The following is a 16,580-nucleotide window of genomic DNA, read 5'->3' on the forward strand; positions in this document are numbered from 1 at the left end:
ATCAAGCAAGTTACCCAATCGGCGTGTTCAACACCAATACTCCTATCCAGTTAATACTGGACTTGGAGGTACTTTTAAGCTGCAAATTGATGATTATTCCAGTTATATTTAACCGGATTTGATAACCCTTTTACCTGCAGAGTAATATCTGGCCCTTTACGTCGCTGCTGTAAGTATTTGCGTAAGATATTAAATGCACCTATGCTGTCGGCATTAAAAGCTTGATTGTTATCTTTATCAATATAAAGCCCTCTTTTAACTCGGTTAGATTTATTAGCATATTTCTTAGTTACTTTTTTACTGTAAGGGCTGCATTGGCTGGTATATTTTTCACTCTTCTTGATTAAAGTAATCCCTTGTAAATTAAGTTTATACTCTAGCTGGTGATAGATAATATCAAAAGGTAGTTTATGGAGTTTTTGATTATTCTGTTTCCCTAAATCAGCATCATCACGAATATTTTTTATATCACCAACGATTACTCTAGATATATTATTTTCAACACAGTAATTAACAACTTTTTTAGTTGCACTATGGATTAGGTGAAATAATTGTTTGCGTCGCTTTTTATATAGATTTTGGATACGTTTAGAAGTCTTTTTACCTTGACCATTCAAAATTGATTGATAATGTTTAATCTTTTTATCGAAGTAACGATTAATAGCTAAATACTGTCCGCCATCAATAATAAAGCTTTCTTGATTTTGATTGCTGTAGCAAGTCATTAGATTATTAATGCCTAGATCAATACTTAAATAATTACCGTCATCTTCTTTAATAGTAGGAGTATCTACTTTATAAGTTAAGATTACCTTATAAGTATCATCGCTTAAAGGTTTAAACTCAATTCTAGTAGTTGAGTTAAGGACATCTCTATTACTGGATAACAGCTCATTAGGCACTCTTATCCATAAGAATTTGTTGGTAATAGAGTATTCCTCTTTTAGATACTTTTTTAACTGTTTAGGAATAGATAATCTTAACTTACCATCAATAATTTTAAAACCATTATTGAGATAACGTAAGTTAAATTTGCTGTCTTTAGGTTTATAGTTAGGTGGATTAGGTTTACCGTTATATTTATCAGGATTATCTTGATAATCTTCCATACTTTGATAAAAGCTATCCCAATTATCAGCTAAAATTTTAAGTGTTTCCTGTGCTGTCTGAGAGGGTAAGTTTTTATACCAAAAGTTATCTTTTAACTGCTTCTTTTGTTTATACCAATCAGGATAATTTTTAGCACTATCTTTAGACCAATCTTTACGTTGATAATTACCGATATTATATAATCTAGCATTGGCATAAGCTAAACAACCTAATACAACTTGTTGAGTTTGATTAGGTTTATGGATAAAATGTTTAGCTAACTTCAATTAGTCCACCTCCTTCCAATATTATGCAAATATTATTATTTAGATTTTTGATTTTCAATATATTGCTTAACCGTATCTTGTAAGATATTGCTTACAGTTGTTATCACCTTCCACATATAGTATATCATATATGCTTTTAAATATCAAATATATAAATGGTTAAAGAGATTACATATAGTTTATGTATTGAATAAAAAATAACCTATTCTTTGATATTGGATCAAAGAATAGGTAGTAAATTCATCACCCATATAAATAAGGGTGGGTTCTTTACTATTTATCCTAAAAATGTAATAATCAGCAATAAATAAAACATCTCTTACTCCTTTCTGATTAGTAGTTTTGACAATTAAAGATTTTAGTTTTATAATAAGAGGAGACTACATAAATAAAATCACTTAGTAAGAAATAGAATTTACTTAAGAAAATGAGGGATAAAAATGAAAACTAATAAATTATGGATTCTGATTATTTGTTTAGTTTTAACTATCTCACTAGGTGTTAATACAGTCAAAGCTGATAATGTCGTTCCAAACGATAGAATTGAAGAAGCTACTCAAATATTAAAAGAAATCTCTGATCAAAAAGATGCAGATTCTTTAGCTTATTTACTTAAAGAAGCAAAGGGAGTCGTTATCTTTCCTAAAGTTATAAAAGGCGGCTTTATGTTCGGAGGACGCTATGGCGAAGGATTACTATTAAAACGTGATAATAATAACTGGTACGGACCTTACTTTATCGAAATGAAAGGACTCTCCTATGGATTCCAGATTGGTGTGCAGTCCATAGGTCTAGTTTTGGTCATAACTAATGAACGCGGTTTAAGCAACTTTAAAAAAGATAATCTAACCCTTGGAGGAGGACTTTCAGTAGCTGCTGGTCCTGTTGGCCGTTCTACAGAAGCAGCAACAGATATCAATCTAGAAGCAGCTATCTACAGCTATTCAATGAGCAAGGGAGCATTTGCTGGTGCTTCTCTTGAAGGAGCCAAAGTAAGTAAAGATAAAGAAGAAAATAAATCTTACTGGGGAAAATCTCTAATCTCTGATGAAATTTTTACTAAAAGAGCTTATGACCAAAGAATTACTCCCTTAATCAATACTATTGAAGAGCTTGCTGCAGCTGCAGATTAAAAAGATTCTGCAGCTTTTTTATTTCTCTTCCTTAAAATTCAAAGCAGTAGAATTAATACAGTATCTCAAACCAGTAGGTTCAGGCCCATCCTCAAAAATATGGCCTAAATGACCGCCACATCTATTACAGTGAACCTCTACTCTAGTCTGTAATAAACTCTTATCTATGCTTGTTTCTACTGCTTCTTCATCAATGGGTTTAGTATAACTAGGCCAGCCTGTTCCCGACTTAAATTTATCTTCAGCACTAAAAAGTTCATTGCCGCAGCCGGCACAGAGATAGATTCCATCTTTAAAATTATCATAGAATTCATTATCAAAAGCTGGTTCCGTTCCCTGCTCTCTTAAAACTCTATATTCGTCATCAGTTAGAATCTTTTCCCATTCTGCCTTTGACTTTTCTATCTTATTATCTTTCAAAGCTAAACCTCCCTTAATATTCTATCCAGAAGCCTTATGATAAATTCATTTCTTACATTTATATCACTATAATATACTCTGTAGATCCTTTCTAATATTTTCAATATTACTCTCTTCTGTTTAAAAGAGATATCCATCCTATTAATTGTAATTTATATGACTACTATATGTTAGTCATATATCTAAAATAAAAAAAGCCAGCAGTGATCTACGCTCCAGCTACTGCAGACTCCTAGGGAACCTACAGCAATCTCTCGACTACTATAGATCCGTTCCGAGTCTACAGTAACCTTTGCTTGAAGATGATAGAGTCGCTCTTGAGACCAGAAGCAGTCTCTCGACTGCCTAATCTGATCTCTACAGACCCTATCATCTTCTTAGGGCAACCAACATAGATCCCTGATGAGCCCGGCAATAACCTCTTCGGGCTAAATTGTAGACCCTTTGAGAACCTATGCTGGTCTACACGCTGGCTACTATAGATCTTATATTGACCTATAGCAGCCGTTGCTCGATTAATCAATCTTCCCTCGACCACTGCTGACTTCTTTCATTATTATAGTATCCGATTAACTAGAAATTATACATTAAAATTTAAATTTTTTAATGAACTATTAATCTTATTTTCCTATCCAATTTTCCATCTCTTTCTTGCTCCAGGCTCCGCTGTTCAGTAATATTTTCCATACCATTTTAAATCATTATTTGATATAATTACAGTGTAAATGCATACTTTATAAATAAAAAGAGTGGTGAAATTTATGAAAAAAATTGCATTATGTTTAGTGCTTTCACTTATAATTCTTTCCTTTACTTCTGTAACAATGGCCAAACCCAAAAAACCAAAACATAAACACAAGAAAAAACATCCCCATTCTAATTCTGGGAATCCAGAAGTTATGGAAGAAATCTTTAATATTAAAAAAGAGAAACTTAAGCACTTTAATAACTTTAATCTGGAACCAGAAGAATTAAGTCTGGTGTTCTATCTCCATTCTGTTTCAAATCGTCCTATAGGTAATAAAGAAATCCAGTTTATACTTAAGCATAAAGAAGACTGGGATAAGATTACTTGGTATTTCGGCTTACCTCCTATTATGTTTGAAGATGAAATTATAACTTTTCGCCATCCACCAACTTCAAAACAGCTTTTTCTTCCAGTTGGAAAGAAGAGATATGAAGCAGCACGCAGAGGTGTAGTAGAAGAAAAATTAGAAGTCAAACATAATAAATATGAATATAAATATAGAAATAAACGCTCAAAAGTCAAGGAAAAGATTGAAATAAAACATAATAAATACAATTATCACTATACAAATAAAAGATTAGGGATTAAAGAAACCTTACAGGTAAAGTATCCCTCTTATCGATATACATATCATTATAAAAATAAAAGAACTGGTGAAAGGATTAGAAAAAGAGGAAGAGGACGTCCTCTTAATCCCAGAATATTCTATCATAAGCTAAGGAAGAGAAGACAACAAGAAACAGAGTTTCATCTATCTGTTCAAATAAATATTGACCTATAATCCAGAACCAAGACTGAACAGATTAACTGCACAGATTATATCACTGGACCTAATTCTTTACTTAGGTCCAGTGATATTTTAATAATTTATTCCTTCTTAAGTGTTACTCGAAATAATCTTCTAGGAAGTCCACCTTCTTCAAATTCATCGATATTAATTATTTCAAATCCTTTTGCTAAATGATCAACTTTTTCTTTATCAAAGAAATGAATAACAAACTCACCAACTTCATATATATCTTCTCCTCTATGAATGCCTGTTCCATAGTCAGGGTCATTTGTGTTTCTAACTGTATAAACATTAAGGCCTCCTAATTTTAATACTCGTCTAATTTCATCTGAAAGAAACTCTAATTCAGAAGTAGTAAGGGCCATACAGTAAAGCATATGTGAATAACAACAATCAAAAGATTCATCATCAAAAGGAAGTGGTTTTCTAACATCATGACAAATCGCAGTAATTGATTCTGATAACCCCATTTTTTGAGCCTTTTGCTTAATTGTTTCAACTCCAGTCTCACAGTAATCTAATACAGTAACTTGGAAACCATTTTGGGCAAAAAAGATAGTATCTCGTCCTTGCCCACCTCCAAGTTCAAGAAGTTCCTTTTTTCCTTCTTTTTTGAAAATCTTTGTCGCTTTTTGTGCTGGTATACTTGGTTCTGTTCCAAACATATCTGACTTTTTAGTAAACGTATTTTCCCAATGTTGATTTTGTTTATTTAAAATTTCCTTATCTACATTTGTATTTTTCTTCATTATTTTTTTCCTCCTTAAAAATATTACTTTCTCTTTATCTAACAATCTGCAAAATATAAACTATTCTAAGAGAACAAGTGCAAAATAATTCCATCTACCATGAGTTTCTTTTGTAGTAGCAATCTCAAATCCATTAGCTCTCACAGTTTTGAAAACATCTATACCACATGCTTCCATCATAGGTCTAATACTAGCTTCTTCCTCTTCATTTAACTGAGACTCATCCTGAGTCTCTCCTTCTTCAGACTGTCATGTAGAACCGCTATTAGAAAATGGAAGAGATATTAAAACAAAAGCTTTATAATATCCTTGCTTAATAGCTTCATGTTCAAGTTTCACAGCTAACTCTGAAAGTAAAGGACCTTTAAAACCATGAATTAACAATGCTTTATTATATTCTTTTAACATCTTCTCCATTTCCTCAACATCTGGAGCCCCCGGACGATGAGATGCATCTTCATCATAAAGTGAACAACCATATTGACATTTCCATTGCACCCAATGCCCAACAAAAATTGTCTCTGTGCCTATTATCTTTGCTTCTTCTACTCCTAATTCAAGTGCCTTATTTACAAGACAATTAAAATTTTCACTCACAATATTCCACCTCATTAAATTTAAAATAATAAAATCATCCATATAATTCCACTAATTATCTATTATCTTTTGATAAGCTACAACGTTTAACAATTCTCCAAACTTTTTACCTACTTATCGATAATGAGCACACTTGCTATAGCAGTTTCTTTTAAATACATTGATACTCTTTTCATATAAACTATTTCTGATTAGATAATGCATTCTCTATAGCCTTACAGACTACCTTACTGCTCCCAGTTGCTCCAGCAATGGCATCTACATTTGGTGTCTGCTCTTCAATAACTGAATAAATAACTTTCTCCGCTTTTTTGCCTTGTACATGATTATGCTCTAAAATATCAACTCTAATTATCTGGTGATCTTTGACCGTTACCTTAACCTTTGCTGATCCAAGTTTAGTAGCATATTCGCCAACATACTCACCAGCTTCGATCTCTGTAAGGTTTACATCATTGATCTCTATGTTTCTTACTTTTCTCATATATCCTCTATATCCTATTGTAGCTAAAATAATTACTACAGCTAAAGATAAATAAATTAACTTCTTTAATTTAATCCTCTTCATTTTTCTGCACCTCAATTCCATTAAAGAACTAGATTAATTATTCGATAAAAATATTAATTTTCCTTTTTCCTCTTTAATTTCTCTTATTAAGGCCTTTTCCATTCTTTCCCCCAACTCAATATGGCCGCCGGGAATCACATATTTATTATCCCATTTATTAGATTTGCAGAGAAGTATTTCGTCATCAGGATTAAAAATAACAGCTCCAACAGTAGGTTCAGGATATTTCATTACATTTCCTCCTCATTTAATTAGAAAATGGGCCAATTAAGGCCCAGATATTAATCTACTAATTTTGTAATCAAATTCACTTAGCTTCAACCATTAATTCTGTAATTTTATCACTAAACTCAACCGGATCTTCCGGAGTAAATCCTTCTACTAAGGAAGCTAGAGAATATAGTAATTCACTATATTCGGCTAATCGATCTGAATTACCTTCCGTAGTATGAATCTCTTTCAATTTAGAGAACAGCTCATGCTGAGGATTAATCTCTAAAATCCGCTGGGCCTGGCCCATATTCTGATCCATCTTTTCTAAGACCTTCTCCATGGACATACTAAGTCCAACATCTCCGCTAACCAAACAGACAGCACTGGACTTTAATCGCTTACTTAAGCGGACATCACTAACTTTATCATCTAAATGTCCCTTGATATCTTCTAGCAGTTCTTCTACTTCATCTTCATCAGCATCAATATCATCATCAGCATCATCCAAATCTAAATCGCCACGGAGAACGGATTTAAATTCTATGTCATCATACTCTTGTAAATTATTGATTACAAACTCATCAACTTCATCAAAGAAGTAGAGCACTTCCAGTCCTTTCTCCTGCAGAAGCTCCATCTGAGGCAGCTTTTCTACTGTTGTTTCATCTTCACCGGTCACATAATAGATAACATCCTGATCCTCCGGCATGCGCTCAACATATTCAGCTAAAGTAGTCATCTCACTGTCAGAATGAGAAGAGGGAAAGATGAGTAACTCAACTAATTTATCCTGTTCTTTACCATGCGTCATATTAATGCCGCCTTTGATCAGCTGGCCAAACTCATTCCAGAACTCTTTATACTTTTCACGATCATCACCAAGCATACTCTTTAACCGCTTTAATACTTTCTTCTTTAAGTTTTTACTGATTATCTTTAACTGCTTGTCATCCTGTAATACCTGGCGAGACAGATTAAGGGTAAAGTCAGGCGAATCCACTAATCCGCGGACAAATCGTAAGTAATCAGGCAGCAGCTTCGAACAGTTATCCATCACAAAGTTATTTTTGGAATATAACCTCAGCCCTTGATCAAAGTCATCAGAAAAGATATTAGACGGCGCCTGTTGAGGAATAAATAATAAAGTAGAATACTTAACTAAGCCTTCCACTTTGCTGTGAATCACTTCTAATGGATCAGCCCAGTCAGTAAAGACTTCCTTATAAAATTCATTGTAGTCTTCCTCTTCAATATCGCTCTTATTTCTAATCCAGAGCGGCTTCATATCATTCAAAGTCTTGATCTGTTCTGTTACTTCGCCTTCATCATCCTCTTCATAACATTTCATCTTAATAGGATAGGCTACATAATTAGAATGCTTCTGGACCAATCGCTCTATATTCCGCCGATTAGTTATATCTAGCTCCTCACCATCAGCAGTAAATTCATCCCTTAACTGCAGCTTGATTGTAGTTCCCCGCTTAGGCTTGTCTACTTCTTCGATAGTATATGTACCGTCACCTGTTGATTCCCACTTAACTCCTTTATCTTCTTTAGGTGCGCGAGTAATTAGCGTCACCTTATCGGCTACCATAAAGGAAGAATAGAAGCCGACTCCAAACTGACCGATTAAATCCAGAGCCTCATCGTCTGCAGCGGCCTGTCTTTCCTGTAGCTTCTGTAGAAAATCCTGAGAACCAGACTGGGCAATAGTTCCAATATTCTCGACAACTTCATCATAAGTCATACCGATTCCATTATCTTTAATAGTAAATACATCATTCTCTTCATCTACATCCAACCAGATCTCAAAATCAGAGTCCCCTTCTAAAATATCGGACTCTGTCAGTGATTGGAATTTAACTTTATCAATTGCATCGGAAGCATTAGCAATTAGCTCTCGCAAAAAGATCTCCTGATTGGTATAGATAGAATTAATCATCAGATCCAGTATCTTCTGAGTCTCAGTCTGAAACTTCTTTTCTTCTGCTGTCATTGATTGCTCCCTCCTCTATAATGAATTATTACTCTTTGTCCAGCATATATTTTAGCATTATCTAGCATCTGTTGTCAAATGGTATCTGGCTTTTGTGTTATATCCTCTCTTAAAAATGTAAGTAATCTCAATTAACTTAAATTCCCTGCCTAGTTCCTCTAAACTAATTTCTAATTGACTATAGAAGAATTAAATTTTATTTTTTCTAGTTCATTCAATATATTTAGGCGGTGTCGGCAACCATCCTTTGAGTTTACCATATTTACTTATCTGTTGTAACATATCCAGTTCTTCATATAAATAATCTTTAAAGAGTTCTCTAATTCTATCGTTTGTAATGCATTGTTGGAAAGCTTTAGCATGTAAAGTACCAGCCCATTGAAGTCCAATAAATAAAGATTTAAAAATGTATTCATCTTTATGAGTTGCTTTATCATTAGTCTTTACTACATTAGGAGGTCCTTTGGGTACTGGAAGCCCAAAGTGCTCAAGTTCCTTTTCTAACACTTCAACTTGTTCATTTAATTTTTTTAATCCTCTTTCTAAGATCTTTTTAAATTCAGCATCATGTACATGTTCTTTCCACCTTAAAGTTTCCTCAATATTTACATAGCGATAATGTGTATGTGTCCATAAATGAAAAGCTTCTATACTACCCAGTTTCTCATCTACATCTTCAGGAACATTTAAATAATTAGGAGGAATGTCAATCCATCCTTTGGTTTTTAGATATTTTAGAATCCTATCGGTTTGTTCAATAGCATGTTTAGCAAAATCTTGAAAAAATTTGTAAAGATCATCATTAAAATATGAGTACTGTATCGAAAAAAGAACTAACTCGACCATTCTCTGTAAAAATGTGAAGTAGTCTTTACCTATAATTTCATCACATAACATCTGCGAATTAACATCTCCATGTGCATGATGTTTGGCTCTAGGTGGAGCTTCTATTGAATATCTTTCTAATTCTTTTTCTAACTGCTCCGTATGTTCATCTAGATCTTCCAAAAATTCTTTCATTAACTTCTTTAAATCCTTATCGTGGGCATAAGTATGCCATAACTGAACATTATTTATTATATGATATTTAGATGATAACAAGTTCCATAAAGAGTGTGCTTCCAAAACACTTAGTTTTTGGTCTTTTTTAAAAAATGAAAAGATAATTGCTACCACTCCTTCTATGAACATTATTAAATCTATATAATCTAAAATATAAGTTCTTAAGATGGACAATTTTACTATTTATTTTGTATTCATTAAATAAATATTATTCATTCCAAACTATATCCTTTCTATTAAATCAGCAAATAAAGATTTTAATCAAAATTTCCTTGCAATAATCAACTAAATATTATATAGTGTTGCTATAAAGAAACACTAAAACCCAATGAAGTTCTGGAGGTTCCTTCATGGATCTAAAAGAGCTACTTACTTACTTCAACCTAACAAGACAGGAAGCAGCTATATATCTATCACTGACAGTTAATGGTCCTATGACAGGATATGAAGTAGCCAAAGAGACAGGAATATCACGGTCAAGCGTCTATACAAACCTGGCCAATCTAGTCGATAAAGGAGCTGCCTATTTAATTGAAGATAAGGCAAAACAGTACACTCCTGCAGCTATTGATGAATTCTGCAGCAATAAAATTAGAGAACTGAAAGAGATAAAAAAACAACTAATAGAAAATATGCCCCAGCGCCAGGAAGAAGATGGAGGATATATTACTATCAAGGGCAGAAAGAATATATTAAATAAGATAAAGAATATGATTAAACAAGCCGAAAAGCGGATCTATATTTCCTCTTCTGATGATATATTAAAGACAGTACTACCCTATCTAGAGGATGCCCTTGCAAGAGAGCTTAAAGTTGTAATCATAACCCAACTACCGCTTGAGCTTAATGATGCAGTAATCTATCAGACTGAAAGGAAAGAAGACCAGATAAGATTAATTGTTGACTCAGTCGAAGTACTGACAGGAGAAATCATAAATGAAAATAACTCTACCTGTCTTTACTCTAAAAAAGAGAATCTAGTAAATCTATTCAAAGAATCATTAAGGAATGAAATAAAGCTAATTAAATTAACTGAAGGAGATGATTTAGAATGAAGAAGCCATTTGTAAGTCTAGAAGAATTAAAAGAGATAACTGAAGAATATCCTACTCCTTTCCATCTATACGATGAACAAGGGATCAGAGAAAATGCACGCAAACTGAACGAAGCCTTTGCCTGGAATGATGGATTTAAGGAATACTTTGCTGTCAAGGCTACACCCAATCCAACAATCTTGAAGATATTACAGGAAGAAGGCTGCGGTGTTGACTGTTCTTCACTTACTGAACTTATGATGTCAGATAAGGTTGGTTTTAGCGGCGATGATATCATGTTTTCTTCAAATGTTACTCCAAAAGAGGATTATGAACTGGCTAGTAAGCTCGATGCTATTATCAATCTCGATGATATAACACATATTGACTTTTTAGAAGAAGTAGCAGGCATTCCAGAAAGAATTAGCTGCCGCTATAATCCAGGTAATAACTTCAAAAGTGATAATGATATTATGGATAATCCTGCCGAAGCAAAGTACGGGTTTACCTATCCACAGTTAGTAGAAGGATTTAAAAAGCTGCAGGATAAAGGTGCCAAAGAGTTTGGGCTCCATGCCTTCTTGGCCAGTAATACAACAGCCGATGAATACTATCCTGCCCTAGCGAGAATATTATTTGAAACTGCTGTTAAATTAAATAAAGAGACAGGTGCCGAGATTGGATTTATCAATCTCTCAGGTGGAATTGGTATTCCTTATCGACCAGAGGAAGAGCCTGCTGATATAATGGCTATCGGCGAAGGAGTACGCGAGGCATATGAAGAGATACTCGTCCCGGCTGGCCTGGATGATGTAGCTATCTTTACTGAATTAGGTAGATTTATGTTGGGTCCTTACGGCTGCCTGGTTACTACTGCTATCCATAAAAAGCATATCTATAAAGATTATGTCGGGTTGGATGCCTGTGCTGCTGATCTGATGCGCCCTGCTATGTACGGTGCCTATCACCATATTTCAGTAATGGGTAAAGAAGATCAACCACATGATCATAAGTATGATGTTACTGGTGGTTTATGTGAGAATAACGATAAATTTGCAATAGATCGAATGCTGCCCAAGGTAGATAAAGGTGATCTACTTGTCATTCATGATACTGGTGCTCACGGCTATGCCATGGGCTATAATTATAACGGTAAACTCCGTTCTGCCGAAGTTCTCTTACAAGAAGATGGATCAACTAAACTTATCCGCCGGGCAGAAACACCTGACGATTATTTTGCAACATTAGATATATAAATATTAATGAGAGGGCTTTTAAAAGCCCTCTTTTTTCAATCTCATATTTTAAGCTTTATTCTTTGTCTACAGATCATAAATATCGGCAAATTCTACATCTATACGGTCAATAATCTCTTGAGAATTATATCTATCATTGGTCTGAAAACTGCTTCCTTCAGCCAATTTCCTATCTGACAGTTCTATAATAAATTCACTTCCTACACCTTCCTCACTCTCTACACTTATCTGGCCATTATGGAGTTCAACAATTGATTTTACAATAGATAATCCGATTCCAGTTCCTTCATTACTTCTAGTAAACGATTTATCGGCTTGACCAAATCGTTTAAAGATTAGCTCCTGCTTTTCTTGAGAAATACCAATGCCCGTATCTTTAACGGAAATTAACACTTTGCCTTCTTCAGTATAAATATTAACTGATACTTTATCACCAATATCTGTAAACTTCACAGCATTAGAAAGTAAATTTAAGATAACTCGTTCAATATTAAAAGGATCACAGGCTATTATCTTTTCCTCAATTTCAGAATCAAATTCAAATTCCAATTCCTTATATTCAATATGCTCTGCCACCGAACAAGCAACTTTTCTAACCAGACTTACTATATTACAATTCTCTAATTCAAGTTCAAAAGAACCAGAATCCATCTTAGTAATATCAATTAAATTATTGGCTAATCTGAGGAGCCGACGACCATTCTGTTTAATGATTGTTGTATATTTTCCCATCTTACTGCTCTGTTCCGGCTCTAATTTCTTTTGATACATCTCTAACATCTGTTGAGCAGAAAAAATCAAATTTAACGGCGTTCTGAATTCATGTGAGATATTAGCAAAAAACTCCATTTTTAGTTTATTGTAGGCTACTTTTTCTTTTAATGATTCCACTTCTGTAATATCTATTCCCGTACTTAAAATTTTATTCATCTGACTCTGTTCATCCTTCAGTACAGCATTATGCCATAAAATTTTTCTTTCCTCTCCAGATTTAGTGATAATCCTATTCTTATCATTAATTATTTCTCCCTCTAGTAAGGAATTAATTATTTGCTTAGTCTCCGCAGAATCTTCTTCTTTTACAAAGTTTTCGGTCCAATCATGTCCTAATACTTCTTCTTCCTTCACTCCTAAAATTTCACAGCCTTTTCTATTGAGTAATTCCACCTTACCAGTTCGATCTAAATTAACAACAATTACTTCTGTGATATCAAAATACTTTTGAAGCTTATCTCTTTCTTCTTTAACTTTCTCTTCAGCTTCTTTGCGGGCAGTAATATCTTCAACAAAACCCAGCAACCGATTTTCAGATGCTTTTACCGCATTGATATTAGCATGAAATTTACTGCCATCCTTTTTAAGAAGCATAATTTCAAGACTTAATTCACCAACTTCTAACAGCTGAACTAAATGTCTTTTAGCTTTCTGCCTATCTACAGTCACATCTTCAATAGACATATTCAAAAGTTCTTCTTTAGAATAACCGCTAAGTTCACAAGCAGCTTCATTTACTTCAATATATTCCCCTCGACTATTAATTACAAATACTCCATAGGGGGCATTATCAATATAACTTCTAAACTTTGCTTCACTCTCCTTAAGTGTCTGTTCCGTTTTCTTTCTCTCAGTTATATCACGGTCAAATGATACGAAAATTGGTTCTTCTAAATCATCAATATAAGTAGTACTCACCTCAACATCTATAACTTCACCATTCTTACAGCTACATTTGGTTTCAAAACGATCCTGTTCATCTGTCATGATTCTTTCCATATGATCCTTCACTTCTTCTTTATTTTTAGTAATATCGATATCATCTATAGTCATCTCCAATAATTCTTCCCGTGAATAACCTATCATCTCTTGATAACTTTTATTAGCCTCAATAATTTCTCCTTCAGTATTTAAAATTAAAAAACCGTCCATAGTTGTATATAATATTTTATTAAGTTTATCCTTTTCCATAGTTAATTCTAAACTTTGTTCTTTCAATCTTTCCCTAAGATAGGATTGATACTTAAATAAAGCTCCAAAGACTAACCCCTGACTTAACAGAAAAGCTGCCACAATCCCGCCCTTTAAATGGCCAAAATAAGCTCCTAATCCTACTAAAATCATACAACTAATCCCCTGTAGACTCAGTGACAGATAAGGAGCAATAAAAAATATACTTAGACCAAAGATAATTACAAGGTACTTTAATTTACTGATATCTGATTCTACATTCAACTTCTTCATTTATCTGATTATCATTCCCTCATCTAATTTATTTTTCATTTAATAACCTTAATATTAAATTTTCTTCTAAATATAACAAATTTCCCGTATTAAAGGTTAAATTAATAATAACAGAAGCATTTAATATCCTAAATCTTCTTCAACTATGATAACTTTAATTCTGTAGGTACATGGTTTTCGGAGCTCAATACCATTCACCACTAGCAAACTAATCCAATCGATTCTACCTTGCTAACTTTCTGTCTACGCTTAAAAGATTACGTTACTTAACCTCTCCAAGACTCGATACAGAGCTGGTGGCTAACCTTTACCCTGATGGGATTTACACCCACTAGAACATACGTCCTGCCAGGACGCACCGCTAAGCCTCTGTTAGGCGATCGTAGGGACCTATTCAAAAGCCAAAATTAATTCAAAACAATTAAGACTTTGCTTTATCTATAAACCATTTTTTAAATTTTCCATATTCATCAGAATTATAAATTTTACAAGCATCAAAAGTATAAAAATATCCATATCTTGAAAAATAAATACCTGCTTTATTAATAGAAAATTTATTTTGAAAATCAATTAAAGTTAAATATCCAACTAATTGTCGCCACTGTTTAGCAGTCAAGTTTAAATTTTTAGTTGTCTTTACATCAATTAAAGTATCATTAATTATCAAATCAGCATCTGCTCCATTTACTAATTTCGATCCCTTACCAAATGTAGGGTTCAGGTATACTTTATTTGCTAGATTATTTTGTTCTGGAATCGCATGATATAAATTTTTTAAATCCTCAATATATTCTTTTTTGTATTCACCTAAAGTTTCATTGAACTTTCTTCCTCGGAGATAATCATCTATTTTAGCTAAATCAATAATAGCTTTAATTACTTCTTCATTCATTTTCCCATCTTTTACATATTTATTGTATACTTTTTCTGCATTAAAAATTGCATTAAATGTTCTTCTAAATTGCTTTTCAATTTTAGATGAACAGGTTAATTCTCCACCCTCCATAATGTATTTAACTATTTTATCAAAATCAATCTTATCATATTCTATATTATCATATATAATAAATCCACCATGATTTTCTACTCCTGGTACTTCTTCGAATCCTTCCATATCTGGTATTACTATACCCATTTCTTTCAAAAAATTTTGCGGGAATAAAATATCTATATTCGAAATTTTATTAGATAGAAGGTACAATGAAGTATGAGCAATCCAATGAGAATCCTTTGCATTATCTTTATATTCATGCTTTAAATAAAACCTAAACAAATAATCAAAAGCAGTTCCGATTAACATATAATCTTTACCACTATATGCTTTTGGCGGTTTTACTTTCATTTCTATATTACTTTGCGAAAAAGAAGGTTTATTAAAAGTTTTATCAATATTTTTTCTTATGTCAGCTTTTTTTATAAAACTAGTTAAAGACATTATTTTCTCACCCCCTTCGTGTCCTTTAAAATATTTATTTAGGTCCCTATGTGTAGAGCAGAAAACAAGTTTGATATTATCTCCCCAGCCTCCCCTCGCCAATTCCGTAAGTAGAGTTTTCATCTATACGGCTTTCCATTGCACTTCTTCCTGTAGCCTTCAGTTAATATAGACATTAACTTTTACTCTCTCAGGTATAGTTTCCTCCGAAGTTGTTAAGCTTTTACAATGGTGTAGTTAGCCTGTTTGGCATTCACTCACTCTTACCTCCCTTAGAAACTTGTACAAAGTAGAGTTCCTTTCCTCCAATATGGTTCTGTTGTCCATATCATCATCAGTACTATGAACTCATCCGATTCCCTTTCTGCAGTTTGTACTTTCACCATCACAGTTTATGTACTCACTCTTTACAGAATTCTCTGTGCAGACTAGGGTCTCACCAGTTCCTGATCATTACTTTCACTACATGTCGCTTCCTATACACCGAGAGGTTCTTCAATGCTGCTTACTCAGTTCTTCACACCTTCTATAGCCTTCTTCCTTACACGTAAGAATCAGCTCCTCTTTGGTCCCTCTTCGTCGAGGGGGAACTGACGATGCAGCAGAATTCGCTTTATGCTACAACATAGCCAGCATACAGACCAATACTGGCTATGGGAGTAACTTATTGAGCAGAAAGATAGTATTATTGCTCTAAGTTACAAGGCTAGGAGCAAGGATTTATAATCCTGCGGATCTGTAGTTTTAATCGCCACACTTTGGTGACTTTGTCACAGTTACAAAATAGGAATTTCTCCCTACCAAGTCTGTCAACTACCGAGCTACTGAGTTATTACTCGGATTGGACTTTCACCAACTAGCAATGATAGGATTACCTGGTCGCGCCGTTTGTAGGGTCGAAGTCTGGTGCCTTAACTTAGGTTGATGTTTGTGTTCTCCGTTTGCTCACCCTTTCGTCTGTGAGT

At 33.6% G+C, this 16,580-nt stretch carries 12 protein-coding genes and 2 pseudogenes; 4 read left to right on the top strand and 10 right to left on the bottom strand.

What is annotated here, in order from left to right; genetic code table 11:
* Positions 1-74: 74 nt before the first annotated feature.
* Positions 75-1,376 (bottom strand): RNA-guided endonuclease InsQ/TnpB family protein, encoded by a 1,302-nt coding sequence (locus acear_RS06460; RefSeq protein ID WP_013278209.1) that lies wholly within the window; start codon positions 1,374-1,376, stop codon positions 75-77.
* Positions 1,377-1,816: 440 nt separating this feature from the next.
* On the opposite strand from acear_RS06460, the gene acear_RS06465 reads away from it, so the two are divergent.
* A complete protein-coding gene (locus acear_RS06465) occupies positions 1,817-2,509 on the top strand; it encodes a lipid-binding SYLF domain-containing protein (RefSeq protein ID WP_013278210.1) in 693 nt (230 codons plus the stop codon).
* Positions 2,510-2,527: 18 nt separating this feature from the next.
* Here the strand turns inward: acear_RS06465 and msrB are convergent, their stop codons facing one another.
* Positions 2,528-2,929 carry a peptide-methionine (R)-S-oxide reductase MsrB gene (gene msrB / locus acear_RS06470; RefSeq protein ID WP_013278211.1) on the bottom strand — a complete coding sequence of 134 codons (402 nt, stop codon included), beginning with the start codon at positions 2,927-2,929 and terminating at the stop codon, positions 2,528-2,530.
* A gap of 761 nt (positions 2,930-3,690) precedes the next feature.
* Here msrB and acear_RS06475 point away from each other — a divergent pair.
* The gene (locus acear_RS06475; protein ID WP_013278212.1) at positions 3,691-4,458 is read left to right on the top strand and encodes a hypothetical protein; all 768 of its coding nucleotides are present in this window, start codon (positions 3,691-3,693) and stop codon (positions 4,456-4,458) included.
* Positions 4,459-4,544: 86 nt separating this feature from the next.
* On the opposite strand, the gene acear_RS06480 is transcribed toward acear_RS06475, so the two are convergent.
* The 6 genes and pseudogenes from acear_RS06480 to acear_RS06505 form a co-directional block, all read right to left on the bottom strand.
* Entirely contained in the window at positions 4,545-5,216 is a 672-nt protein-coding gene (locus acear_RS06480) for a class I SAM-dependent methyltransferase (RefSeq protein ID WP_013278213.1), read from the bottom strand.
* Positions 5,217-5,276: 60 nt separating this feature from the next.
* Positions 5,277-5,792 (bottom strand): annotated as a pseudogene (locus tag acear_RS06485) (DUF2284 domain-containing protein); the annotation flags it as partial.
* Between the two features lie 202 nt (positions 5,793-5,994).
* Positions 5,995-6,381 (bottom strand): FMN-binding protein, encoded by a 387-nt coding sequence (locus tag acear_RS06490; protein WP_013278215.1) that lies wholly within the window; start codon positions 6,379-6,381, stop codon positions 5,995-5,997.
* A gap of 48 nt (positions 6,382-6,429) precedes the next feature.
* Positions 6,430-6,612: pseudogene (locus tag acear_RS06495) on the bottom strand (NUDIX domain-containing protein); the annotation flags it as partial.
* 76 nt (positions 6,613-6,688) lie between these two features.
* Positions 6,689-8,590 (bottom strand): molecular chaperone HtpG, encoded by a 1,902-nt coding sequence (gene htpG, locus acear_RS06500; protein WP_013278217.1) that lies wholly within the window; start codon positions 8,588-8,590, stop codon positions 6,689-6,691.
* Positions 8,591-8,800: 210 nt separating this feature from the next.
* Positions 8,801-9,766, bottom strand: a complete 966-nt coding sequence (locus acear_RS06505) for a DUF3231 family protein (RefSeq protein WP_041667311.1) — start codon at positions 9,764-9,766, stop codon at positions 8,801-8,803.
* Positions 9,767-10,002: 236 nt separating this feature from the next.
* Between acear_RS06505 and acear_RS06510 the strand changes: the two genes are divergently transcribed.
* Both acear_RS06510 and acear_RS06515 read left to right on the top strand, forming a co-directional pair.
* Positions 10,003-10,707 (top strand): TrmB family transcriptional regulator, encoded by a 705-nt coding sequence (locus acear_RS06510; RefSeq protein WP_013278219.1) that lies wholly within the window; start codon positions 10,003-10,005, stop codon positions 10,705-10,707.
* Positions 10,704-11,942 carry a diaminopimelate decarboxylase gene (locus tag acear_RS06515; protein ID WP_013278220.1) on the top strand — a complete coding sequence of 413 codons (1,239 nt, stop codon included), beginning with the start codon at positions 10,704-10,706 and terminating at the stop codon, positions 11,940-11,942. The genes acear_RS06510 and acear_RS06515 overlap by 4 nt, the downstream gene beginning before the upstream one ends.
* 66 nt (positions 11,943-12,008) lie before the next feature.
* Here the strand turns inward: acear_RS06515 and acear_RS12130 are convergent, their stop codons facing one another.
* Both acear_RS12130 and acear_RS12135 read right to left on the bottom strand, forming a co-directional pair.
* Positions 12,009-14,180 (bottom strand): sensor histidine kinase, encoded by a 2,172-nt coding sequence (locus acear_RS12130; RefSeq protein ID WP_013278221.1) that lies wholly within the window; start codon positions 14,178-14,180, stop codon positions 12,009-12,011.
* A gap of 421 nt (positions 14,181-14,601) precedes the next feature.
* Positions 14,602-15,615, bottom strand: coding sequence for a hypothetical protein (locus acear_RS12135; protein WP_013278222.1), 1,014 nt, complete (start codon positions 15,613-15,615; stop codon positions 14,602-14,604).
* Between the last annotated feature and the right edge of the window lie 965 nt (positions 15,616-16,580).

The organism is Acetohalobium arabaticum DSM 5501 (genome assembly GCF_000144695.1).
Taxonomy (GTDB): domain Bacteria; phylum Bacillota; class Halanaerobiia; order Halobacteroidales; family Acetohalobiaceae; genus Acetohalobium; species Acetohalobium arabaticum.

Coding starts and splice junctions, on each gene's coding strand:
- acear_RS06465 (WP_013278210.1), top strand. CDS start 1,817: ATGAAAACTAATAAATTATGGATTCTGATTATTTGTTTAGTTTTAACT.
- acear_RS06475 (WP_013278212.1), top strand. CDS start 3,691: ATGAAAAAAATTGCATTATGTTTAGTGCTTTCACTTATAATTCTTTCC.
- acear_RS06480 (WP_013278213.1), bottom strand. CDS start 5,216: ATGAAGAAAAATACAAATGTAGATAAGGAAATTTTAAATAAACAAAAT.
- acear_RS06490 (WP_013278215.1), bottom strand. CDS start 6,381: ATGAAGAGGATTAAATTAAAGAAGTTAATTTATTTATCTTTAGCTGTA.
- htpG (WP_013278217.1), bottom strand. CDS start 8,590: ATGACAGCAGAAGAAAAGAAGTTTCAGACTGAGACTCAGAAGATACTG.
- acear_RS06510 (WP_013278219.1), top strand. CDS start 10,003: ATGGATCTAAAAGAGCTACTTACTTACTTCAACCTAACAAGACAGGAA.
- acear_RS06515 (WP_013278220.1), top strand. CDS start 10,704: ATGAAGAAGCCATTTGTAAGTCTAGAAGAATTAAAAGAGATAACTGAA.
- acear_RS12130 (WP_013278221.1), bottom strand. CDS start 14,180: ATGAAGAAGTTGAATGTAGAATCAGATATCAGTAAATTAAAGTACCTT.
- acear_RS12135 (WP_013278222.1), bottom strand. CDS start 15,615: ATGTCTTTAACTAGTTTTATAAAAAAAGCTGACATAAGAAAAAATATT.